Below are 24,790 nucleotides of genomic sequence, written 5' to 3'. Positions count from 1 at the left end.
TCGTATGAAAAAAATCAGAGTTCGTTATGCACCAAGTCCAACAGGGCAACTTCACATCGGAGGAGCTCGCTCAGCATTAATTAATTATTTATTTGCTAAACATTATGATGGTGATTTTTTAATTCGTATTGAAGATACAGATGTTAAAAGAAATGTTGCAACAGGTATAGACTCTCAGCTGGATAATTTGGAATGATTAGGAATAATTGCAGATGAATCTATTAGAACAAAAAATCAATCTCATGGTCCTTACATTCAATCAGAGAGATTTGATCTTTATTTAAAATACGCTGAAGAATTGATAGAACAAGGTCATGCTTATTATTGTTTTTGTACTGAAGAAGAATTAGATAAGAAAAGAGAAATTGCTGAGAAAAAAGGCATCTTCTCATTTAGATATGATAAAGCTTGTTTAAAATTATCTACAGAGGAAATTAAAGAAAGAAAAAAAATCGGAATAAAACCAACAATTCGCCTAAACATTCAAAAAGATTTGGAATTTGTATGAAATGATGTGGTTAGAGGTAGAATTTCGATTAATTCAAATGATATTGATGATTATGTAATTATAAAAAGTAATGGAATTCCAACATATAATTTTGCTGTAGTCATTGATGACCATTTAATGGAAATCACTCATGTTTTCCGCGGAGAAGAACATATTGCCAATACTCCCAAACAATTGGCTATTTACCAAATTAAGAAATGACAACCACCAATATTTGGTCATCTAACATTAATAACAAATAGTGAAGGTAAAAAACTTTCAAAACGCGATGAATCATTGATGCAATTTATTGAACAATATAAAAACAGCGGATATTTACCATCTGCAATTTTTAATTTCTTAGCACTACTTGGATGATCTCCTGAACATACTCAAGAAATAATGACAAGTACAAGAATTATTAATGAATTTAACGAAAAAAGGTTGAGTAAATCACCTTCAAAGTTTGATGTTCAAAAATTAAATTGAATTAATACTGAGTATATTAAAAAAATGTCTGATGCTGAATATGTCACAGAGTCTTTAAAATATTTGCCTGATATTGAATTAACTCCTACGATTGCATTATTGTATAAAAGAGAAATTTCTTGCTTTAATGATTTGAAAAAATTGACTGAGTGAATTTATAAAGATGAAAAAAATATCGTAGATAAAAATAAAATTTTAAATTTATTGAATGATGTTAATCCAAAGTGAAATGAAATTAAAGATTATTTAGAGAATAATTTATCAAAAATGGATTGAAATGAAATAAATATTTCTTCCTTGATCAAGGAATGTTCAACTAATTTAGATTTAAAAGGAAAACCGTTATTTATGTCAGTGAGATTATTATTAACTAATAGGGAACACGGACCAGAACTAGCTAAAACGATTTTTGTATTGGGAAAAGAAAGAGTCGTTAATAATTTGAAGGGTTTAAGTAATGTTAATTAATAATTGTGATATTATCCGATGTACAATTCACAAAAATATTATTATTTTTGACAAAAAAATCCGAGATATTATAGATACAATAGAATTTCAAAGATTACGTCGCATTACACAACTAGGTTTAGGTAGTTTTTTGTATCCATCAGCTACTCACACTCGTTTTGCGCATTCTTTGGGCGCTTACGAAATTATGCGAAAACTTGTGACTGAGTATATAGGCAACGATTGAACAGATTATGAAAAAAATCTTTTAATGTGCACGGCTCTACTACATGATATAGGTCATGGACCACTTTCTCATAATTTTGAATTAATTTCTAACCAACACCATGAAGATTGAACTAAAAAAATAATTCTTTCAAAAGACACCGAAATTCATCACGTTATTGTTAAAAATTTTGGGGCAGACTTTTTAAACGATATTATTAAATTAATTAATAAAGAGTATGAAAATAAAGCTTTTTGTAAGTTAATTTCTTCTGAACTTGATGTTGACCGACTGGATTACTTGTTACGTGATAGTTATTATACTAATACAGGTTATGGTGAATTGAATTTAGAGTGGATTTTGCGATGTTTGAAATACGAAAAATCAGACTTATTTATTACCGAAAAAGGAATACCATCAATTGAAAACTATCTTCTTGCAAGATACTTTGCTTATAAACAAATATATTTTCATCCAAAATCTCTTCGCACAGAACAACATTTTGTGCAAATAATTACAAGACTAAAGGATATAGTGTCTTTAGGTTTCAAATTGAAAAATGATTATCATTTAATAGAACCGCTATTAAATGGAAAAGATATTGAACTTAATAACTATTTAAAATTAGATGACTTTGTTTTTTTTACTTACATAAATAATTTAGAAGAGGAAAATGATGAGGTATTAAAAATTTTAGTTTCTACTTTCAAGAGACACAATTTCTTTGTGGCTGAAAAATTTAACCATAAAATTTATGCGGAAAAATCAAAATTATTAAAGGAAAAATTTGGCGATAATTATAAGTATTTTATTACAAAAGGTATTCCCGAAATCAACTTTTATAAAAACTATTGTTCTGAAAAAGAGAATATTTTGATTATGACAAATACGAAAGACATTAAAAGAATTGACGAGGAAAGTAAAATTTTAGGTCAATTAAAATCAGAAACTGATAAAGTTGAGATGATGTTTTACTATAATGAGGCGTTATATGGCTAAAAATAAAATTGAATTTTTAATTTTAGAAGCTTGCGAAAAATCAAATTTAAAGTCAATCCCTTCAAAAATTAAATTAGACATTCCTAAAATTTCATCACAGGGCGATTGATCATCAAATATAGCTTTACTAATTGCCAAAGATAACAATAAGAAGCCAATTGAAATTGCAAATATTATTGTCGAAAAACTAAAAAAAAGTGATTGTTTCGAAAAAATTGAAATTGCTGGACCAGGTTTTATAAATTTTTTTTTAACAAATAGTTTTTATAATGAACTTTTGCAATCAATATTAGATAAAAATCAAAACATCAAAATAAACAAAATTGAAAATTATCAGAAATTGATGATTGAAGTTGTATCAGCAAATCCCACAGGATATTTACATATAGGTCATGCGCGAAACTCTGTTATTTCGCTAATATTATCTAAACTTTATGAAACAAAAGGCTATTCCGTTACTAAATGTTATTACATTAATGATGCAGGCGCTCAAATGAATAATCTTGTAAATAGCGTTTATATAAAATATGCCATTGAACAATGTAATAATCACCTAACACTTGATGAAGAAACGATGAAAGATTATTACAAAGGTGAGGAAATTAGTGAGTGCGCAAAAAAACTTTTTGAAAAGTACAATGAATCTTTATTGGATATCGATTTTGCAAACAAAAATAGATTATCCGCAACTATACACCAACAAATTTTAGATTTTAGTTATGGATTCTTTTTAAGGGAAATAAAAAAAGATTTATTAAGTATTGGTCTTTTTATTGATGACTTAAATTGAATTTCGGAAAAATCATTAGAAAAAAATTCAAAATTAATTTTGCAAAAACTATCCAAAAATAAATTTACTTATGAAAATGATAATGCATTGATTTTAAAAACTACTATTTTCGGTGATGACAAAGATCGCGTATTAAAAAAATCAAATGGTGAATACACATATCTTGTGAATGACATAACACTACATGATTGAAAATTTAGTCAAAATTTTGACAAATATATTAATATCTTTGGAGCAGATCATCACGGTTACATTCCTAGATTAAAGGCTAGTATAGAAATGCTGGGTTATAATTCAGCCAAATTAGAAATTTGCGAAATGCAATTGGTTAGATTAATTAAAGATGATTCTGAATACAAAATGTCAAAAAGAAAAGGAACAAGCGTGTATTTTAGAGATTTAGTTAGTGAAGTTAACGCTGATGTTACAAAATGCATGATTATATCACAACCATTAACATCTAAAATAGATTTTAATATGAATATTGCCTTTTCTAAAGGTAACGAAAATCCATATTATTATTTTTGTTATGCATATGTTCGTTGTTTGAAATTATTAAAAAAAATAAATTCCTTTAGTTTCACTAATGAATATTTAATAGAATTACAAAAAGAAAAAGAAATTATTTTGGAAATGTCTAATTTTAATCAAGTTTTGGACAAATGTATAAAGGATAATGACCCCCATTATCTATTTCATTACTTGAGTAATTTTTCAAAAATGTTTCATTCATATTATTCAGATACAAAAATTATTGACGAAAATAATTTAATTAAGACTAATAAAAAATTGAATTTTATTTATATAATTAAAAAGTTATTAGATGAAATTTTTATAATTTTATGTTTAAATAAACAAATTGAAATGTAGGGAGAAAAAAGAATGAGTAGATACGAAGATATAGCGTATAAATTATTAGAACGCGAGAAAACTCCGATTGAGTTTTATAAATTATGAGAATTGGTATCTAGAGAATTAGGTTTACCAAAAAACTCAGATGAAATTAATGCTTTTTATATGACATTGCTTTTAGATAAAAGATTTGTAATGCGCGGAAATAACAATTGAGGTTTAAGAAAAAATTATAAATTTGATGATGTCAAAATGGAAATATCATCAATTTATGACCACATTGATACAACAACTATTTTTGAAGACGATTTAGACGAAACTATTGACCAAAATATTAACAATGTTCTTGATGATGTTGTAGTTTCATCTGGTGAATATGACGATTTAGATAAAATAGACGATGAAGACTTATCGGATACAACAGCATCTGAAATGCTAGATGGATTTGAAGATAATTCAACAACATCAGGCGAAGATGATGAATAGTAAACAAAATCAAAAATACGTTTTTGTTATAGGGGGAGTTGTATCTTCTCTTGGAAAAGGAATAGTTAGTTCTTGTTTGGGAGCATTACTTAAAGCTCGTGGTATTTCTATTTTTAATAAGAAATGCGATCCATATTTAAATATCGATCCAGGAACTATGAACCCATATCAACATGGGGAAGTTTTTGTAACCAAAGATGGCGGAGAAACAGATTTAGACTTAGGACACTATGAACGTTTTACATCTGTTGAATTAACCAAAAATTCTAACATCACAGCAGGTAGGATATATTATGATGTTTTAATTAAAGAACGAAAAGGAACTTTTTTAGGAAAAACAATTCAAGTTGTTCCTCATATCACAGATGAAATTAAAAATAATATTTATCGCACAGCTGAGGAATCAAAATCAGAAGTTTTGATAGTTGAATTTGGTGGAACGGTAGGAGATATTGAAATTTATCCATTCGTTGAAGTTGCACGTCAAATTTATTTAGAAAAGGGACGCGAAAATGTTATGTTTATTTTTGTAACCTTAGTTCCAAAAATTCGTGTTAACAATGAAATTAAAACAAAACCAACACAATTTGCTGTAAAAGAGTTAGGAAGAATTGGTATTCAACCCGATATTTTGGTCTTAAGATGTGAAGAGGATTTGGAAAATGAGGTTTTAGAAAAAATTTCTATGTTTTGTAATGTTCAAACAAATTGTGTGATGAAAGCTATTGATGTGGACAACATTTACAAAATTCCAATTTATTTACATAATCAAGAATTTGACCAACGTGTTATTGAAAGATTAGGTTTATTGAATAATCCAATTAAATTAGATAATTGGTATTCATTAATAAATAAAATTGAGAATTTGAATAAAGAAATTACAATTGGTTTAGTTGGTAAATATATTGAACTAGAAGATGCTTATAAATCTGTCATTGAATCTGCCAAAATTGCCGGTTTCCATAACTTAGCAAAAGTTAAAATAAAAATGATTAATGCAAGAAAATTGAATAATTCTAACATTCAAGAACAATTTAGAAATGTTGATGGTGTAATCATTCCTGGTGGATTTGGTTATGAAGGTGTTGAAGGTAAAATTTTAGCTATTAAATATACTCGTGAAAACAATGTTCCGATGTTGGGAATATGTTTAGGGATGCAATTAGCCTTAGTGGAATTTGCTAGAAATATATTAAACTATGAAACTGCTAATTCTACTGAATTCGATCCAGAAACAGATCACCCTATTGTTCATATAATTAGGGGGAAATCTGAACAAGATGAAAAAGGTGGAACTTTAAGATTAGGGAATTATAATTGTGAATTAAAAAATAATTCCTTAGCCTATGAATGTTATGGCCAGAAAATAATCCAAGAGCGTCATAGACATCGCTATGAAGTTAATTCAAAATACATTAAAGAATTTGAAAAACATGGAATGATCTTTTCTGGAATAAATCCAGACAATCATTTATGTGAAATTGTTGAGTTAGAAAATCATCCATTTTTTATAGCATCACAATATCACCCTGAGTTTAAAAATAATTTAACTAACCCAAATCCATTATTTATTGGTTTAGTAAAGGCTTCATTAAAAATGAAGTATAAAAATTAGCGCTTCTATTATACAATATAGAAAGTTATAAGAAATTAAGTAAAAAGGAAAAATATGAAAAAATTTAAAGATTTTGGAATTAAAAATTACGTAAGTGCAGCTGAAATGGTAAAAAAAGCAAAATTAGGAAAATATGCTGTTGGTCAATTTAACATTAATAACTTAGAGTGAACGAGAGCCGCTTTAGAAGCAGCACAAGAAACAAATTCTCCAATTATTTTAGGTGTTAGTGAAGGAGCTGCTAAATATTTTGGAGGTTATAATACAGTTGTTGGAATTGTTACTAATTTAATGATCGATTTAAATATAACTGTTCCTGTAGCTGTTCATTTAGATCACGGATCATCAATTGAATCTGCTAAAAAAGCAGTAGATGCTGGATTTAGCTCAATAATGATTGATGGATCTCATTTCTCAATTGATGAAAACATTAGAATCACGAAAGAAGTTGTTGCAATGTGCAAACCAAAAGGGATTTCTGTTGAAGGTGAAGTAGGTTTAGTTGCTGGAGAAGAAGATGGCGTTCACGGCGGAAGTGCTGCTACTTACGCAGATGAAAATGAATGTATTAGAATGGCTAAAGAAGGTGGAATAGATTTCTTGGCTGCAACTCTTGGAAGTGTTCATGGTCATTATAATGGAGCTCCAAAATTAGGTTTCGAGCAAATGGTAACCATTTCCTCTAAAGCAGATATTCCGTTAGTGTTACATGGTGGAAGTGGAATTCCAGATGCTGATATAGTTAAAGCGATTAAATCAGGACAGTCAAAAATTAATGTAAATACGGAATGTCAAGATGCTTTTGCTCATGCTTTAAATAAATATTTTGCTAATAAAATGGATCAAGCAGATAAAGGCTATGACCCACGTAAAATTATAGGTTTTGGTATTAAAGAAACAAAAAGAGTTATAATTGAAAAAATCAAATTATTTGGTTCAGACAACAAAGCTTAATTAATTAAATACAAAGTACCTAAGGCACTTTTTGTTTAAAAAAAGATAAAATCTAATTATGAAAAAATTTTTGGTTACAAAAAAATTATTAGGAATAGCGTTAATTTTTTTAACGTCATCATCCTTAATGAATTTCAAACTTAATCAAAATGAAAAAAGAGACAATTTAACGCAATCCATTAATTATCCATTTAATGATTATCAAACATTCATAAATAAAAATATTCCTACAGATTTAAATATGGCGAAAATCTTGCAATATTGATTTATTAATTTTGTTAATTTTGCATATTTACCAGCAGATGATCGATTCAAAAACGAAATTATTCAAATTTTAGATAATCCAACCCCTAACCCTGGTTCGGTGGAGGCGAATATTTTGACAGATTGAATCGGAATAGAAACAACTTTATTTAGCGCACCAGGAGTTACTTTTAAAGTTGATAATAAGGGAATAATTACTTATACAGGTAGTGCATGAAATTCTTTATTCGGGGATGCTAATTTTTTTGGAACACCGGTTTTTAGTAGTTTGTACGGATCAGGTCCAAATGTTAATGATGCCAATTATGTAAGTAATAATACAAAGTCAATAATAAGTAGTGTAGAAAAAATTTGTCAAGAAATGGGTATTAAAAATACTACCCCTAATACTTTCTCGAATTATAACGATAACAATCAATTTAATTTTCAAACAATCGTGAATTTTTTTGTTCAACCGAACAATACATATTTATCTAGTTATCCATCGTGATGATTATTATTTAACACGTTAAACACTGATCCTTCGCTTGGGAATGTTGCTATTAATTCAGATTTTAGTAAAAATAATAATCAAACAAAAACAATAAATTATATTAATTCTTTTTTTAATAATCTAAAAAATGCTTTTTATTGATCATCACAATTAAGTAAAAACAATAATGTTTTAATAGAAAAAAATTCAACAACTGCTTTTTTTTATAACGCATATCTACGACCACTTCCTGATTCATCTTTTAAAAATTTTATTAGACCAAGTGTATTAGCTAATAACTCAGAATTTTATGAATATATACAAATGAATATAAATCCATCTAATGATCCTAGTAGTGCATCAAATTTAAATGATTTTCAATTTGCTAATTTCTTGACAAGAGGTGAATTAGATTTTTCACAAACAAGTTCATGAACAAATAATTCGATTGCATTCTTACCATCACTACAAAACTACTATCGGGCAAATCAAACTGAAATGTTTAGCAAATTGTTAATTAATTTAGACCAAATAACATCAACTGAACAACGCATTTCGACATTTTCAGACAATGTTATTAATAATTTATTTAATATTATTAATAGCAACAATGATACTTCTATAAATTATTTATATTTTTTATTAGACAATTTAGGGGATTCTGACCGGGCATATGCATTATTGCAAAAAACTAGAATTCAGCAATATATTTCAGGACTAAGTGACTTTAACGATACTACTGATAAAACTCCATATTACAACACTAATTCTTTATTAATTATTGTTTTTTCGCAAATTAAGAATGAATATATTTTTACCGATAAAAACATTCCACTCGATCCATGATCGAAATCAGAAAACATCGAACCTGCATTTTTTACTTGATTGACATTTACAATTTTTACACTTGCTGCACTTGTTGTTTTTTATTACGCATGAATGAAAATTCATGAGCAATACGAAACTAAAAGAATTAGTTCAGGAAAAACTTTGGGTCATCACGAAAATAAGGACACCTTTGATGTTTAGAAATTGACAATTTTTGTAAAACATGTTAAATTTTTATAGTATATTGTTTTAAAGCAATATTCTTTAGCATTCACAGGAGGTAAAAATGAAAAAAAATATTCACCCACAAACTATCGACCATAAAGTAACATGTTCAACATGTGGAAAATGTCATGACGTTAAATCAGTTAAGAACAAGTTATCTATTGATATTTGTTCAAATTGCCATCCTTTCTATACAGGAGCAAGAACTTACAACCATGTCGCTGGTAGAGTAGAAAAATTTAACAAAAAATATAATACAAAATAACAAGCAAATGCTTGTTTTTTTGTATTATGTTGAATTTTATTAGCTTAAATATGAATAACGCTTTAAAAAATAGATTAAACACTATCCTTCAAAATTATTTACATTTCCAAAATGATTTACAAAATGAATCTATAATTTCGGATTTCACAAAAGTAAAAGATATTAATATTAAAATTAAAGAAATTGAAGAAGTCGCTCTTCTTTTTCAGAAATATTTAAATATTGAACGAAATGTTGCTGAATGCAAGGAAATTTTAGAACTTGGTGATGAAGAGTTATCAATACTAGCGAAAGAAGAATTAAAAGAATTACCTCATAAATTAGAAGAAATAGAGGAAGAGATTAAAATTTCACTATTACCTAAAGATCTTGATGACGATAAAAATGTAATTGTTGAAATTCGAGGCGCTGCAGGTGGAGACGAAGCAAACATTTTTGCTAGTGATTTATTCGATATGTATTCTAAGTATGCAGCTACTCAAAATTGAAAAATCGAAGTTCAAGAAGCTTATGATTCTCCTGCTGGTGGGTTTAGTCAAATATCTTTCTTAATTAAAGGTAAAAATGTTTACAAAAAATTAAAATATGAATCAGGTGTCCATCGTGTTCAAAGAGTTCCAGCAACAGAAAACAAGGGAAGAGTTCACACTTCTACAGCTTCTGTTGCCGTTTTGCCTGAGGCAACGGATGTTGATGTAAAAATAAATGCTTCAGATTTAAGAATTGATACATACCGCGCATCAGGAGCTGGTGGACAGCATATTAATGTTACAGATTCTGCGGTACGAATTACACATATGCCAACAGGAGTTGTAGTTTCAAGTCAAGATGGAAGAAGTCAACACGATAATAAAGAAAAAGCTATGCGTATGCTTAGAAGTAAAATTTATGAAACCAAAAAGGCAGAAGAGGCGAAGAAAATTCATGATATTCGGACATTAGCTGTTGGTTCAGGAATGCGAGCTGAAAAAATTAGAACATATAATTATCCCCAAAATCGTTTAACTGATCACCGTATTAACCTAACATTAAATAAATTAGATATAGTAATGGAAGGAAATCTTGACGAGATAATAACTTCACTAATGGCTTTTGACCAAAGAGAAATGCTTGAAAAATCTGGAATATAAAAATCTTTTAGATTTGTATAACGATCTAAAACCCCAAATTCAAAACACAACTAACTTAAAGAAGTTAATTTGCTATTTCCAAAAAATTAATTTAGAGGAATTTTGAATTAAAAGAGAAGAAAAAATTAATTTTAATATTGACCTATTTAATAATTCTTTCCAAAAACTAAAAGTCAATTACCCAATCGAATACATCACAAACCAAGTTTTTTTCTGCAGCGATTATTTTTATGTTAACGAAAAAACATTAATTCCTCGCCCAGAAACGGAAGAATTGGTTCACATAGTAGTTAAATTAATTGCACAAAACTTCCATAAACCTCAAGTTCTAGATTTGTGCACAGGTTGCGGGAACATCGGAATTTCAATCGCTAATAGAGTGGAATGTAGAGATGTTTTTTTGAGCGATAAATATGATGAAGTTTTACAAGTAGCTAATAAAAATCTTCAATCGTTAGTTAGAAAAAAAAATGTAGGTGTTGTTCAATCAGACATTTTAGAGAAATTTGTTGGAAGATATAATTTTGATGTGTTGGTTTGCAACCCACCATACATTAAAAATCCTAATGAAATTAGTATAGAAACGATTAAATATGAACCATATTACGCATTAGTTCCTGAGAATAACGATCATTTACATTTTTATAAAGAAGTTCTACGTAATTATAAAAGAGTAATGAATAATGATAAATTTTTAATAGCTTTTGAAATAGGTTATGATCAGGAAAGAGATTTAATAAAATTATTAACTAGGAGAAAATTTAATTATAATTTCTTAAGAGACGACTTAGGGAAATGTAGATTTTTACTAGTATGAAAAAATATAATATTATCGACATTGATATCAAATTAATTAAAAATAAACCATTTATTCTTCAATCAGATACTATTTTTGGGTTTTCATGTTCGTGAGATGATAAAAAATCACTTCAAGAAATTTGCAAGATTAAAAATAGAGACAAAAATAAGAAATTTATTATTTTAATTTCTTCGATTGAAGAAGTAATTATTTATTTCGATTTAAATCAACATCAAATTACCACATTGAATTCTTTTTGACCAGGACCATATAGCTTTCTCTTAAAAAAATGGAATGGTGATATTGATTGTGTTCGAGTTCCGGATAATAGAATTTTGCAAAACTTTCTAAGAAGAACGGGCCCGTTAGTATCAACAAGTTGTAATTTATCTGGCGAAGAGCCAATAAATAATATTAATGAACTAATGAAAAATTTCGAGGAATCAATTGATTTTCTAATTTATAATGAAATAGGTTTTGTTTTTAATAATCCTTCAACTATTTTAGAATTGAAGGAAGACGGAACAACAAAGCAAATAAGGTAGGGATTATGAATTTTACAATTAATGAATTATATGGATACATTCAAGAAGAAAAAACACGACAAGAAACACATATAGAATTAATTGCTAGTGAAAATTTTGTAAGTAATGACGTTTTAAAAGTGAGTGGAAGCATTTTAACTAATAAATATGCAGAAGGTTATCCAAACCGTCGTTATTATGGAGGTTGTGAATATGTTGACAAAGTTGAATCTTTTGCAATTGAGGCTTTGAAAAAAATTTACGGTTGTGAACATGCAAATGTTCAACCACATTCTGGTAGTCAGGCTAATGCTTGCGCATATGCCTCAATATTGAAACCAGGAGAAACAATATTAGGAATGTCGTTAGATGCTGGTGGTCACCTAACGCATGGTTTTGCATTGAATTTTAGTGGAAAAGTATACAATGCTATTGCCTATGGATTAAATGATAGAGATGAAATAGACTATGAGCAAGTTAGAAAATTAGCACATGAACATAAACCACGTGTTATAGTTGCTGGAGCTAGCGCATACCCTTTAATTATTGATTTTAAAAAATTCCGTGAGATTGCGGATGAAGTTGGAGCATATTTAATGGTGGATATGGCTCATATAGCGGGTTTAGTAGCGGCAGGAGTTCATCCAACTCCTGTTCCCTATGCAGATATAGTTACATCAACTACTCACAAAACTTTGAGAGGTGCAAGAGGAGGAATTATACTATGTAAAGCCGAATTAGCGAAGGCGGTAGATTCGGCTGTTTTTCCTGGAAACCAAGGAGGGCCATTAATGCATTTAATTGCTGGTAAAGCTATTGCGTTTGTCGAGGCATTAAAACCTGAATTCAAAATTTATCAAGAACAAGTTGTTAAAAATGCAAAAATCATGGCTAATGAATTTCTTAATAGAGGTTACCGTGTTGTTGGTAAAGGAACGCAAAATCACTTAGTTTTAATTGATGTTAAATCAAAATATGGAATTACAGGTAAGGATGCAGAAAATCTTTTACATTCGATTAATATTACATGTAATAAAAATTCTGTGCCAAATGATACAGAACGTCCAATGAAAACTAGCGGAATTCGAGTAGGTTCTCCAGCTATGACAACTCGTGGTTTTAAAGAAAAGGAATTTTCTCAGGTAGTTGATATAATTGACAGAGCTTTATCTTGTGGTAACGATGAAGAAATTCTAAAAAAATTAAAAACAGAAGTGCAAGAATTAACAAGAAAATTTCCTCTAAATTCATAATGGAAAATAAAAAATTACTTACTCAAAAACAAATTAATTTATATGTTTTAATTAGTGTTGCAGTTGTGACACTAATTTTTTTCATTTTATGATTGGTCGATATTGTTCATTATTCTTGAATTTTAGGTGGGTTATTAGGTGGAGCAATCGGAATTATCCGTGGATTAATAAGTAGATTTGTGATAGATATTTTTATTAAGGAAGCAAAAATAAGACCAAAATCTGCAAAACATTTTTATTGAATGTTTGTATTTTTTAACTTAATTTTTTGCGGGTTATTATTGCTACCTATAGTTTTATTACCTGACTATTTTAATCTTTTTGGTTTTTTAATAGAAATTAGTATCATTATTATAATAATTATTGTGCTTTATATATTTGATGAACAATTTTCTCAAATAGGTCACATGAACACCAAGGACGAAGAAAGTATAACTGAAAAAGAATATGACTAATTTTTTACAAAGTATTTCCGTTTTACAACCACAATTATTAACATTAATTATCACAACAATAATTATATTGACAGCGGCTTGAAAATATAAAAGTAATTTAGCTAAATTAGAACCAAATCAAGCACCATCTGGTTTTACTTTATTAATGGAAAATTTTACTTCATCAATGGAAAAAACTGTTATTGAAGTAATGGGAACTCGTTTTCGTTGATTTACCCCGTATGCTATTTATTTGGTGTTGTATTTAGGAATAGGTAATGTAATAACTTTACTGGGATTTGATAGTATTGCTACAAATTATACAATCATTTTCTCTTTAGGAATTGTAACTTTTGTAGGTATTTATGTTTGTGGAATACGTTTTCAAAAATTAGGTTTTATTACAAAATTTATAAAAAATCCATTAGATTTATTAACTCAATTTGCTCCTTTAATTTCGATAACATTTCGAATTTTTGGAAATTTAACAGCTGGCGCAACGATTCTTTCGTTATTTTATGCAATGACTCAAAACGCAGGAATTCGTATTAATAGTAATTGAGCGATTAATACCTATAATAATTTTATTAATAACACTGACTCAAAAAACCCATATGATACAGATCTAACAATCAATATTTTAGGGGGGCTATTAGCCCCACCATTACACTTTTATTTTGATATTTTTGATGGGTTGATCCAATCGTATATTTTTATGATTTTAACTTTATCATATATTGGTCAAGAAGCAGAACATCATGATTCAGAAAAATCAGAACATAAACGTAGATTTAATTTAATTAAACGTAAATCGTCTGAAATCATTGATGAATCGGTTGATGTGGTTAGAAAAATATAAGATATTTTTTTAATGGAGCAAATAGTGTTAAACTATTAATATTTAATGAAAAAAGGAGATAAAATGTTAGATACATTAATCAATTTAGTAAATGTGGGGGACATTGTTGCAAATGCACCAATAGTGTTTAATGACAACATTAACATTGATAATAGAGGATTAGTTGGTATGGGTGCTGGTATGGCTACAACTGGTTGTTTAGGTGCTGGAATTGGACAAGGATTCTCAGCTGGTAAAGCATCAGAAGCTATTGGTAGAAATCCAGAAGCTGCACCAAAAGTTCGTACGATTATGATTATTGGTGCTGCTATTGCTGAATCTGGTGCTATTTACTCATTATTGACAGCGTTGATCTTAATGTTCGTTTATGGACCAAGTTCAAATTCAAAATAGGATAGGTAATGTTTTTTTTAATAGATATTCCAGATATTAGTAATAATCTATTTCCGAATTTAACTACATTAATATCACATATTATTGCGACAGGAGTGATTTTACTAGCAGTTGTTAAATGAGTTTGAAAACCATTTAAAAAATCATTAAATGATCGCACTGAATATATAGATTCAACAATTAAAAATGCAGAGAATTCTAAATTAGAAGCTCAAAACTTAGAGGATCAGCGCAAAATATTGCTTGAAGACGCAAGAAAAGAAGCTAAATCAATTATTGAAGATGCAAGAATTTCTTCAATGAAACTAAAAGATAAATTAATTTTAGAAACTCATGAACATTGTGAACGTTTGAAGGATGAAACAGAAAGCGACATCCAAAGAAATCGCTTACGACTTCAACAAGAAACAAAAAAAGAAGTTGTTGAAGTTGCTAAATTGATAGCTGAAAAAGTTATTGCACAAAATATTGACATAAAAATTGATGAAAAAATGGTTGATTCATTTATTAATGAAGTACGAGGGAATTATTAATGATTAAACAAGTTGCAAAGGCATATGGATTTGCTTTGTTTGAAATTGCTCGCGAAAATAATAAGACTAAAGTTTTTTATAAAACTATTGTTAGTTTATTAAAAATTATTGACTCTAATTATTTAGAATTCATTAACTCTTCCTTTTTATCAAAAGAACAAAAAGAAAAATTTTTAGAAAAAGCGTTTAAAAATCGTATTGACGAGGATTTTTATTATTTTTTAATAATTTTAATGAAAAGTAATAAATTTTTGTGTTTAACTGAAATTTTGAATCATTTTTTACATGAATATTATGAAGCAAATGATGTTTATGTTGGTCACATGTATGTTGCATATGAAATAACAGAAAAACGTCAAAAAGAAATTGAAAAAGCAGTTTCAGAACGTTTTAGAAAACAAATTCATTTAATTCCTCATATTGATTTATCAATAATCGGAGGAATTAGAGTTGTTATTAAGGATGTAGTTTTAGATTACACGATTTCAAATAAAATAAATTCAATCCATACTGAATTATTAAGAAAGGATTAATATGGCGAAAGAATTAGAATCAATAGTTGCGATTATAAAAGAACAAATTAATCAATATAAAAATAACGTAGATACGTCAGAACAAGGGAAAATCATTAGTGTTGGAGACGGAATTGCTTCCATTTATGGCTTAGATAAAGCTATGATGGGGGAATTATTAGATCTTGGGAATGATGTGTATGGAATGGTTGCTAATCTAGAAGAATCAACAGTTTCTGTAATGATCATTGGAGATGATACAAAAATAAAAGAAGGTCAAATAGCTAAAAGAACTAATAAGGTTGTTGAAATTCCGGTTGGAGATTCATTATTAGGAAGAGTTATTAATGCGATTGGTGAACCGATTGATGGTTTGGGTTTAATTAAAGCATCAAAACATTCACAAGTTGAAAAAATTGCGCCTGGAGTTATGACAAGAAAATCAGTTAATGAACCAATGGAAACCGGAATTATGGCAATCGATGCTATCGTACCTATTGGTAAGGGACAAAGAGAATTAATCATTGGAGATCGTCAAACAGGAAAAACTGCTATTGCCATTGATGCTATTATCAATCAGCGTGGTAAAAATGTTAATTGCGTATATGTTGCTATTGGTCAAAAAAATTCAACAATCGCTCAAATAGTGCAAAAACTTAAAGAAAAAAATGCTTTAGAATATACAACTATTGTTTCAGCAACTGCTTCAGAATCAGCTCCGTTGCAATATTTAGCACCATATACTGGAATAACAATTGCAGAAGAATGAATGAAGAATGGGAAAGATGTTTTAATAATTTATGATGACCTATCAAAACATGCTGTTGCTTATCGTACTGTATCATTACTTTTAAGAAGACCTCCAGGTCGTGAAGCCTACCCAGGAGATGTATTCTATCTACATTCAAGATTATTGGAAAGAGCAGCTCGTTTAAACGAAAATTATGGAGGTGGTTCAATTACCGCCTTACCAATCATTGAAACGCAAGCAGGTGATATTTCTGCATACATTCCAACTAATGTTATTTCAATTACTGATGGACAAATTTTCCTAGTTTCTGACTTCTTTAATTCAGGAATTCGCCCAGCGATTAGTAGTGGTATTTCTGTTTCTAGGGTTGGTTCAACTGCGCAAATAAAATGTATGAAGCAAGTCGCTTCATCATTAAAATTAGAATTAGCACAATATAATGAATTACAAGCTTTCGCTCAATTTGGTAGTGATGTAGATTCAGCAACGAAAGAAGTTTTAGAACATGGACAAAGAGTTATTGAAATTTTAAAACAAAAACAATATAGTCCAATTGATCAAATTCTTCAATCAATTATATTATTTACGGTTAAGTATAAATATGTAAAATATATTCCAATTCATGAAATTGGAAGCTACAAAGATGAACTATTAAATTCATTTGATGATTCTTCTTTAACTAATGAATTACGTAAAGTAAAAGAATACACGCCGGAACTACAAGTAGCTTTCCATAATGAAATCAAAAAAGTAACTTTGAAATTTATTTCAAAAATTAAAAACTATTCAGACTATAACTTGCCATCAATTGAAGACTTAAAAAAAGAAACTAAATTAGCGGCAACTATAACAAAAAAATAGGAAAGGAAAATTTTGGCATCAAACAGTTTAGAGATTAAACGTCGAATTTCTTCGATTAAATCAATTAATAAAATCACCAGAGCTATGGAACTAGTTTCGACTGCCAAATTACAAAAATTAAAACGTGAACTAGATTCAAAAAAAATTATTTTAGTTTTTCATTTGATACTATTCAAAAGATTTTTTCACAAGTAAAAATTAATGAGGTTAGGGGTTTAAATAAAAAATTATTTCTACCCGAAAATGATAAAAAAATTTTTATTATTGTTTCTTCTAATCTAGGATTTTGCGGCGGATATAACAATAATTTATTTAAAAAACTTCTTAAAGTTATTAATAAAGATAAAGATATAGTTGTTCCTATCGGAAAAAAAGCAAAAATGTTTTGCAAAAACAACGATATCAAGATTATTGAAAATATTAATTTAAAAGTTGATGCTATTAGTTTTTCTGAAATTCGTGTCATAGCTGTTAACATTTTATCGTTGATTTATAAGGGAGAATATGGCCAAGTCCATTGTTGTTACACCAAGTTTATTAATTCAATTTTATATGAACCAACAATTGTTCAAATATTACCAATTGATCAGGAAACTTTAAAAAAAGATATTAAAAATAATCAAAAAGAAGGAACGATTTTTGAGTTTGAACCGGATGTTGGTTTAATTCTTCAAAAAATGGTGCCTATTTATTTAAATAGTTCAATTTACGGTTTTGTTAAAGAATCGGAAGTCTCAGAACAAGCGTCTCGTCGCCAATCTATGGAATCAGCAACAGATAATGCTAATAAAATAAAAGAAAAATTAGAACTTGAATATAATAGAGCAAGACAAGCAAAAATCACAACAGAAATCTCGGAAATTGTTGGTGGAGCAGAAGCTCTATAAGGAGTAAGAAATGAAAGAAACTAAAAAAATAAAATTTATGGATCAATTATTCAAGTACTTGGTCCGGTTGTAGATGTTAAATTTGAACAAGGTCAATTGCCATCATTAAACGATGCTCTAAGAATTATTGATAGTTCTATTGACATAGTTTTAGAAGTAGCTCAACATGTCGGTGATGATATTGTTAAATGTATTTCTATGGGTCCAACCGAAGGTTTGGTTAGAGGAATGAAAGTCCTAAATACTCAACAACCAATTACTGTACCTGTTGGAAAAATTACTCTTGGAAGAATCTTTAACGTTTTAGGTGAAACTATTGATGAAAAAAATCCTATTCCAGCAGACGCATTAAGAATGCCAATTCATCGAGAAGCTCCTTCATTTGAAGAACAAACAACACGTGCTGAAATCTTGGTTACAGGAATTAAAATTATTGATTTAATGTGTCCATATGCAAAAGGTGGGAAAATTGGTTTATTCGGTGGAGCTGGTGTTGGAAAAACCGTTTTAATTCAAGAATTAATCCATAATATTGCGACAGAGCACGGAGGATTATCGGTTTTTGCTGGAGTAGGTGAAAGAACCCGTGAAGGGAATGATTTATATCACGAAATGATTGAAGGTGGAGTTATTGATAAAACATCATTAGTGTTTGGACAAATGAATGAACCTCCCGGTGCGAGAATGCGTGTTGCCTTAACAGGTTTAACTATTGCAGAACACTTTCGTGATAAATTTAATCAAGATGTTTTATTGTTTGTTGATAATATTTTCCGTTTTACACAAGCAGGTTCGGAAGTTTCAGCTCTTTTAGGTCGTATGCCTTCCGCTGTAGGTTATCAACCAACTTTAGCGATTGAAATGGGTAAACTACAAGAACGAATTACATCAACAAGAAATGGTTCTATTACATCAATTCAAGCTGTATATGTACCAGCTGATGATTTAACAGACCCAGCTCCTGCAACAACCTTTACACATCTAGATGCAAGAACGGTTCTAGATCGCGGGTTATCTTCACTTGGAATTTACCCTGCTGTTGATCCATTAAGTTCAACATCAAGAATGCTAGATCCAACAATTGTCGGAGATGATCATTACGATGTAAGTAACAAGGTGCAAGAAATTCTTCAGAGATTTAAAGAATTGCAGGATATTATTGCTATTCTTGGTATTGATGAATTATCAGAAGAAGACAAGAAAACAGTTATTCGAGCAAGACGAATTCGTAACTTCTTTTCACAACCATTCCATGTAGGGGAAAAATTTACAGGAAATAAAGGAAAGTACGTTCAAATTAACGATACAATTCAAGGATTCAAAGAAATACTTGATGGAAAACACGATGAACTTCCTGAGCAAGCATTTTTATATTGCGGAACAATTCAAGATGCAATCGAAAAAGCTACAAAACTAGGAAAATAATTTATGGAATTTAGTTTAAAAATAGTTTCACCAATGGGAATATTTTTCGAAGGAAAAGTAACTTCATTAAATGTCAAAACAAGTGATGGGTATTCGGGAATTCTACCAAATCATGCTCCAATTATTGCTCCGATTGAACCATCAGTTTTAAAATTTTCTCAAGGAGAGAAGATTTTTGTTGCAGTTATTGCGAATGGTTTTTTATATTTAGAACCAAATAGTGCCCGTATTTTGACAGATGAAATTGTTTATGAAAAAGATGTAGATGAACTTCGCGCTTCAAAACTTTTGGAATTAGAGCAAAGAAAATTAAACGATATTAAAAATAAAGAAGATGAAATATTGATTCGTTCTCAAATTAAGTATTTTACTTCCCAAATTAATGTTAAAAAAGGTAAATTCTAATGCCTTTTGTTAATATTACACAAGAAGGAATTGCTAAGTTAATTATTTATGTTATTTGTTTCTTTTTAGTTTTATTTGTAACAACATTGATTAACTGAAAAAAAGTTTTAAGAATAACAAAAACATGACACTACGGTTTATTTTTAGGAATTATTACGACTTCATTCGCTTATTTATCTGGGTCTTTTATAATTTCACTATTTTTAATTTAGAAATAATACAATAATAATTAGTGATAGAAAGGCGATTATGATTTTTTTTAAAAAACTTTTTAATGAAGATAAAAAAATTCTTCAGGAAATAACAGAGATCTATGAAAAAGTGGATTCATATCGCGAAGAATATAGTCGTTTTTCTGATGAAGCTCTTAAGAATGAAACTGAAAAATTTCGTCGCGAAGCGGAATCTGGTAAATCTTTATCCGAAATGTTGCCAAGAGCATATGCTGTTGCTCGTGAAGGCTCAAAAAGAATAGTGGGAGAATTCCCTTATAAAGTACAGGTTATGGGTGCTATAATATTGCATCATGGTGATATTGCTGAGATGAAAACTGGTGAAGGTAAAACTTTAACTAGTATTATGCCAATCTACCTAAATGCTTTATCGGGTCGTGGAGTTCATGTTATTACAGTTAACGAATATTTAGCAGATCGTGATGCGACAACGTATGGTAAAATTTTGGAATTTTTAGGATTAACGGTTGGAATTAATGCTCAATCTTTAACGCAAGAACAAAAAAAAGAAGCTTATCACAAGGATGTTACATATTCAATTCACTCCGAGGTCGGATTCGATTATTTGCGTGATAATATGGTAAGAAATTTTGAAGACAAAGTACAACGTCCCTTGAATTTTGCATTAATTGATGAAGCGGATTCTATTTTGATTGACGAAGCAAGAACACCATTGATTATTTCAGGTGGTTCGAAAGTTTCGGCTAATTATTATGAAAGAACAGATAAATTTGCAAAAACCTTAATAGGTAGCGATTACTGAAAAGATGACGAATCTAAAGGAATAACATTAACTTCTTCTGGTCAAGAAAAAGCTGAATCTTTTTTTAATTTGAAATATTTATATGATGTTGAGAATAGTGAATTATTGCATTTTATTCACAATGCTTTGAGAGCAAACTATGTGTTTACAAAAGATGTTGAATATATTGTTCGCGATGGGGAAATTTTACTAGTTGATTTATTTACAGGACGTATTATGATTGGGCGATCATATAGTGATGGTTTACAACAGGCTATTCAAGCCAAAGAAAATGTGGAAATTCAACCAGAAACTAGAACAATGGCAACTATCACCTATCAAAACTATTTTCGTTTATATAAGAAAATTTGTGGTATGACTGGAACAGCTAAAACCGAAGAAGATGAATTAAGAAGTATTTACAACACGCGTGTAATTTGCGTACCAACTAATCGCCCAATTATTCGTAGGGATCGTAATGATTTAATTTATGGAAATCTAAAGGCTAAATATGAGGCTATGATTAAAAGAATTGAATTGTTACATTCAAAAGGACAACCGGTTCTTGTTGGAACGGCTAATGTTGATGTATCGGAATTAATCTCAAGAATGTTAACAGAAAAAAATATTCAGCACAATGTGTTAAATGCTAAAAATCACATGACAGAAGCTGAAATTATTGCTAATGCCGGAAAAAAAGGTACAGTTACTATTTCAACAAATATGGCTGGTCGCGGTACAGACATTAAACTTGGTGAAGGAGTTAAAGAATTGGGCGGATTATTTGTAATCGGTTCGGAACGTCATGAATCAAGAAGAGTTGATAATCAATTAAGAGGTCGTAGTGGACGTCAAGGTGACGTTGGTGAAAGTCGCTTTTATTTATCAGTTGAAGATGATTTATTAATGCGATTTGGTAGTGACCGTTTTAAAGCACTGTTTGCAAAATTAGGAAATGAACCGATTCGTAGTAAATTATTATCTAAAGCTATCGAAAACGCTCAAAGACGTATTGAAGGTTTAAATTTTGACTCAAGAAAAAATTTGTTAGAGTATGATAATGTTTTAAGTAAACAAAGAGAAGTTATTTATGACCAACGTGATCAAATTTTGCTTGGTAAGAGTTTGGATGCAAAAGTAGAAAGAATGTTGAAATTAATTATTTCTCACAAGTCGCAAGAGTCTATCATTAGAACGGAAGAAGGAGATAAAATTGATTACACCAAATTAATTAGTTCTTTCCGTGAAGTTTTACCAGAATTTTACGTTTCTGAGGAAGATGCTATAAATGCTAGTTATACTGGATTAAATAATATAATTTTCAACCAATTAATGGATATTTATCATAATCGAATTGCAACTTTACCTGAAGACTTTTTAAATTTCTTTCATAAATCAGTTTTAATTTCAACATTAGATAAATTTTGAACTTATCATATAGATAAAATGACTAAACTGCGTTATGGAATTTATTTACGTGGTTATGCTCAAAAAAATCCACTTCAACAATACATTGAAGAAAGTACATTAATTTTTAACAAAATGCGTTATGACATGGCCATTGATATTATTAGAACTTTATTTAATTTTGGAACTCCAGGCGCTAGAACTCCAGAACCAGAACCAACCGCAACACAAGAAACACAACGTATTGTAAAAATTGGTGGGTAATGTTTAAGTTAAAGACTAATTTTCAACCTTCCGGAGATCAACCACAAGCAATTCAACAATTAGTTGATAATTTAAAAATTACCAACGCGCAGGTACTCTTAGGAGCAACGGGAACCGGAAAAACTTTTACTATTGCTAACGTTATTCAACAGTTGCAAAAACCAACACTAATTTTGGCACACAATAAAACACTCGCAGGGCAATTATACTCGGAATTTAAGGAATTATTTCCTGAAAATGCAGTAGAGTATTTTGTAAGTTATTTTGATTATTATCAACCAGAGGCGTATAAACCATCTATTGATCTTTTTATTGATAAAACAATGCAAAAAAATGATGAAATTGAAATGTTGCGTTTAAGTACTATGAATTCATTAATAGGACGAAAAGATGTGATTGTTATCGCTTCAGTTGCCGCTATTTATTCTGTTCCTAGTCCTCAAGAATATAGCAAATATGTTCAGATAATTAATAAAAATCAACACATTAATAAAAATGATTTTTTTAAATCCCTTGTAAAAATGGGTTATCAAAGAAATAATATTGAAAAAAAGCGAGGATTATTCCGTTCAAGCGGCGACGTTATTGAAATTTTCCCATCTTGAACTGATCTTCATAATATCCGTATTAGTTTATTTGGTAATGAAATTGAAGATATTTCTATGGTAGATGTTTTTACAAATAGTGTTATTCGTAAGTTAAACTCAACAACAATTTTCCCGGCCAAGGATTACCTTTCAAGCGAAAAAACACTTGAAGATAGTTTAAAAAATATCGAAAAAGAATTAGAAGAACGTGTTATCTATTATCGTGAAAAAAATGATTTGGTTGCAGCAGAACGTATTTTAAAAAGAACGAAATTCGATATAGAAAACTTAAGAGAATTTGGTTTTTGCAATGGAGTAGAAAATTATTCAATGCATTTGGAATTTAGACAACCAGGTGAAAGACCATTTACAATATTTGATTATTTTGATGAAGATTGATTGATGGTAGTGGATGAATCACATATGTCTTTACCGCAAATTCGTGGAATGTCAAACACCGATATGTCCCGTAAAAAAACATTAATCGATTTCGGATTTCGTTTGCCAAGTGCAGCTCACAACAGACCTTTGACTTTTGACGAATTTATGGGAGTATTGAAAAAATTAATATGCGTAAGTGCAACTCCAGGTGATTATGAATTAAATTTGGTTGATAATAAATTTGTAGAACAAATTATTCGTCCAACAGGTCTTTTGGATCCAGTTATTAAAGTTAAAAACAAAGGAAATCAGTTAGAAGATGCTCTAAAAGAAATCAAAGCGAGAATAGCTAAAAATGAGCGTGTTTTCCTACTAACACTAACAAAAAAATTAGCAGAAGAATTAAGTGAGTACTTAATTACAAATAAAATTAAATCACATTATCTTCATAGTGAATTAAAAACTTTAGAAAGATTGGTTATTTTAAATGATTTAAGAAAAGGAAAGTACGATTGTGTTGTTGGTATAAATTTGATTCGCGAAGGGATTGACTTACCTGAAGTTTCTTTGGTTCTAATTTTTGATGCGGATAAAGAGGGTTTTTTGCGTAATGAAAAAAGCTTAATTCAAACTATTGGTCGTGCTGCAAGAAATATCAATGGAACTGTCATTTTATATGCAGATAAAATGACAGAATCGATGTCTAATGCTATTAATGAAACTAATCGCCGTAGAAAAATTCAAGAGAAATATAATATTGAAAACGGCATTGTTCCTAGAACTATCATTAAGAAAATTTCAACACTAGAACATGTTGAACAATCTCAATCAGCAACAATCAAAAAATATTTAACTCACGAGAAAATTTCAACGAAGTCGATCGATCAGTTGATAGCAACATTAAAAAACGATATGAAACAAGCAGCAAAAGAATTAAAATTTGAAGAAGCAGCTAATTTACGTGATGTAATTTTAGAATTAGAAAGTGAAAGAAACTCAAAATCTTAAATT

General features: G+C 29.3%; 25 protein-coding genes. All 25 read left to right on the top strand.

Translation table 4 applies throughout. From position 1 onward, the window contains the following. The first annotated feature begins 4 nt into the window (after positions 1–4). Positions 5–1,444 (top strand): glutamate--tRNA ligase, encoded by a 1,440-nt coding sequence (gene gltX / locus ASO20_RS01445; RefSeq protein ID WP_085056192.1) that lies wholly within the window; start codon positions 5–7, stop codon positions 1,442–1,444. Next, complete coding sequence (locus ASO20_RS01440) at positions 1,434–2,648, top strand: HD domain-containing protein (protein ID WP_085056191.1); 1,215 nt, start codon at positions 1,434–1,436, stop codon at positions 2,646–2,648. The genes gltX and ASO20_RS01440 overlap by 11 nt, the downstream gene beginning before the upstream one ends. Continuing rightward, complete coding sequence (gene argS, locus ASO20_RS01435) at positions 2,641–4,308, top strand: arginine--tRNA ligase (protein WP_198140211.1); 1,668 nt, start codon at positions 2,641–2,643, stop codon at positions 4,306–4,308. The genes ASO20_RS01440 and argS overlap by 8 nt, the downstream gene beginning before the upstream one ends. Before the next feature lie 12 nt (positions 4,309–4,320). Beyond that, positions 4,321–4,776, top strand: a complete 456-nt coding sequence (gene rpoE, locus ASO20_RS01430) for a DNA-directed RNA polymerase subunit delta (RefSeq protein ID WP_085056188.1) — start codon at positions 4,321–4,323, stop codon at positions 4,774–4,776. Then, on the top strand, positions 4,766–6,391 hold the full coding sequence (locus ASO20_RS01425) for a CTP synthase (protein ID WP_237076056.1): 1,626 nt from the start codon (positions 4,766–4,768) through the stop codon (positions 6,389–6,391). Before rpoE ends, ASO20_RS01425 begins: the two co-directional genes overlap by 11 nt. A 54-nt stretch (positions 6,392–6,445) precedes the next feature. After that, positions 6,446–7,345, top strand: a complete 900-nt coding sequence (gene fba, locus ASO20_RS01420; RefSeq protein WP_085056185.1) for a class II fructose-1,6-bisphosphate aldolase — start codon at positions 6,446–6,448, stop codon at positions 7,343–7,345. 58 nt (positions 7,346–7,403) lie between these two features. Beyond that, positions 7,404–9,110: a hypothetical protein gene (locus ASO20_RS01415; protein ID WP_085056183.1), complete on the top strand. Its 1,707-nt coding sequence runs from the start codon at positions 7,404–7,406 to the stop codon at positions 9,108–9,110. A gap of 85 nt (positions 9,111–9,195) precedes the next feature. Beyond that, a complete protein-coding gene (gene rpmE, locus ASO20_RS01410; protein ID WP_085056182.1) occupies positions 9,196–9,399 on the top strand; it encodes a 50S ribosomal protein L31 in 204 nt (67 codons plus the stop codon). Positions 9,400–9,449: 50 nt separating this feature from the next. Next, positions 9,450–10,529 carry a peptide chain release factor 1 gene (gene prfA, locus ASO20_RS01405; protein ID WP_085056493.1) on the top strand — a complete coding sequence of 360 codons (1,080 nt, stop codon included), beginning with the start codon at positions 9,450–9,452 and terminating at the stop codon, positions 10,527–10,529. Next, a complete protein-coding gene (locus tag ASO20_RS01400) occupies positions 10,510–11,382 on the top strand; it encodes a HemK/PrmC family methyltransferase (RefSeq protein ID WP_198140253.1) in 873 nt (290 codons plus the stop codon). Before prfA ends, ASO20_RS01400 begins: the two co-directional genes overlap by 20 nt. Continuing rightward, complete coding sequence (locus tag ASO20_RS01395; RefSeq protein WP_085056178.1) at positions 11,343–11,873, top strand: L-threonylcarbamoyladenylate synthase; 531 nt, start codon at positions 11,343–11,345, stop codon at positions 11,871–11,873. The genes ASO20_RS01400 and ASO20_RS01395 overlap by 40 nt, the downstream gene beginning before the upstream one ends. 5 nt (positions 11,874–11,878) lie before the next feature. Beyond that, complete coding sequence (gene glyA, locus ASO20_RS01390) at positions 11,879–13,105, top strand: serine hydroxymethyltransferase (protein WP_085056176.1); 1,227 nt, start codon at positions 11,879–11,881, stop codon at positions 13,103–13,105. After that, the gene (locus tag ASO20_RS01385) at positions 13,105–13,560 is read left to right on the top strand and encodes a hypothetical protein (RefSeq protein ID WP_085056175.1); all 456 of its coding nucleotides are present in this window, start codon (positions 13,105–13,107) and stop codon (positions 13,558–13,560) included. Before glyA ends, ASO20_RS01385 begins: the two co-directional genes overlap by 1 nt. Further along, complete coding sequence (locus tag ASO20_RS01380; RefSeq protein WP_085056173.1) at positions 13,553–14,398, top strand: FoF1 ATP synthase subunit A; 846 nt, start codon at positions 13,553–13,555, stop codon at positions 14,396–14,398. The genes ASO20_RS01385 and ASO20_RS01380 overlap by 8 nt, the downstream gene beginning before the upstream one ends. 63 nt (positions 14,399–14,461) lie before the next feature. Further along, a complete protein-coding gene (gene atpE / locus ASO20_RS01375; RefSeq protein ID WP_085056171.1) occupies positions 14,462–14,791 on the top strand; it encodes an ATP synthase F0 subunit C in 330 nt (109 codons plus the stop codon). Between the two features lie 8 nt (positions 14,792–14,799). Then, positions 14,800–15,324 carry a F0F1 ATP synthase subunit B gene (gene atpF, locus ASO20_RS01370; protein ID WP_085056170.1) on the top strand — a complete coding sequence of 175 codons (525 nt, stop codon included), beginning with the start codon at positions 14,800–14,802 and terminating at the stop codon, positions 15,322–15,324. Continuing rightward, a complete protein-coding gene (gene atpH / locus ASO20_RS01365; protein WP_085056168.1) occupies positions 15,324–15,857 on the top strand; it encodes an ATP synthase F1 subunit delta in 534 nt (177 codons plus the stop codon). The genes atpF and atpH overlap by 1 nt, the downstream gene beginning before the upstream one ends. A 1-nt stretch (position 15,858) precedes the next feature. Then, entirely contained in the window at positions 15,859–17,448 is a 1,590-nt protein-coding gene (atpA, locus tag ASO20_RS01360; RefSeq protein ID WP_085056166.1) for a F0F1 ATP synthase subunit alpha, read from the top strand. 12 nt (positions 17,449–17,460) lie between these two features. After that, a complete protein-coding gene (locus tag ASO20_RS03150) occupies positions 17,461–17,643 on the top strand; it encodes a F0F1 ATP synthase subunit gamma (protein WP_198140252.1) in 183 nt (60 codons plus the stop codon). After that, positions 17,556–18,335: an ATP synthase F1 subunit gamma gene (atpG, locus tag ASO20_RS01350; protein WP_085056163.1), complete on the top strand. Its 780-nt coding sequence runs from the start codon at positions 17,556–17,558 to the stop codon at positions 18,333–18,335. Before ASO20_RS03150 ends, atpG begins: the two co-directional genes overlap by 88 nt. Positions 18,336–18,368: 33 nt before the next feature. Next, on the top strand, positions 18,369–19,760 hold the full coding sequence (gene atpD, locus ASO20_RS01345; RefSeq protein ID WP_085056161.1) for a F0F1 ATP synthase subunit beta: 1,392 nt from the start codon (positions 18,369–18,371) through the stop codon (positions 19,758–19,760). A 3-nt stretch (positions 19,761–19,763) separates the two neighbouring features. After that, positions 19,764–20,165, top strand: coding sequence for an ATP synthase F1 subunit epsilon (atpC, locus tag ASO20_RS01340; RefSeq protein WP_085056160.1), 402 nt, complete (start codon positions 19,764–19,766; stop codon positions 20,163–20,165). Next, positions 20,165–20,377 (top strand): hypothetical protein, encoded by a 213-nt coding sequence (locus ASO20_RS01335; protein WP_085056158.1) that lies wholly within the window; start codon positions 20,165–20,167, stop codon positions 20,375–20,377. Before atpC ends, ASO20_RS01335 begins: the two co-directional genes overlap by 1 nt. Before the next feature lie 37 nt (positions 20,378–20,414). After that, positions 20,415–22,811 (top strand): preprotein translocase subunit SecA, encoded by a 2,397-nt coding sequence (gene secA / locus ASO20_RS01330; protein WP_085056156.1) that lies wholly within the window; start codon positions 20,415–20,417, stop codon positions 22,809–22,811. Continuing rightward, complete coding sequence (gene uvrB, locus ASO20_RS01325) at positions 22,811–24,787, top strand: excinuclease ABC subunit UvrB (RefSeq protein ID WP_085056155.1); 1,977 nt, start codon at positions 22,811–22,813, stop codon at positions 24,785–24,787. The genes secA and uvrB overlap by 1 nt, the downstream gene beginning before the upstream one ends. Positions 24,788–24,790 lie beyond the last annotated feature (3 nt).

Source organism: Mycoplasma sp. (ex Biomphalaria glabrata) (genome assembly GCF_001484045.1).
Classification (GTDB): Bacteria; Bacillota_I; Bacilli_A; order Mycoplasmatales.
Note: the sequence above shows the minus strand (reverse complement) of the source record. Positions and strands in the feature narration are given on the sequence as shown.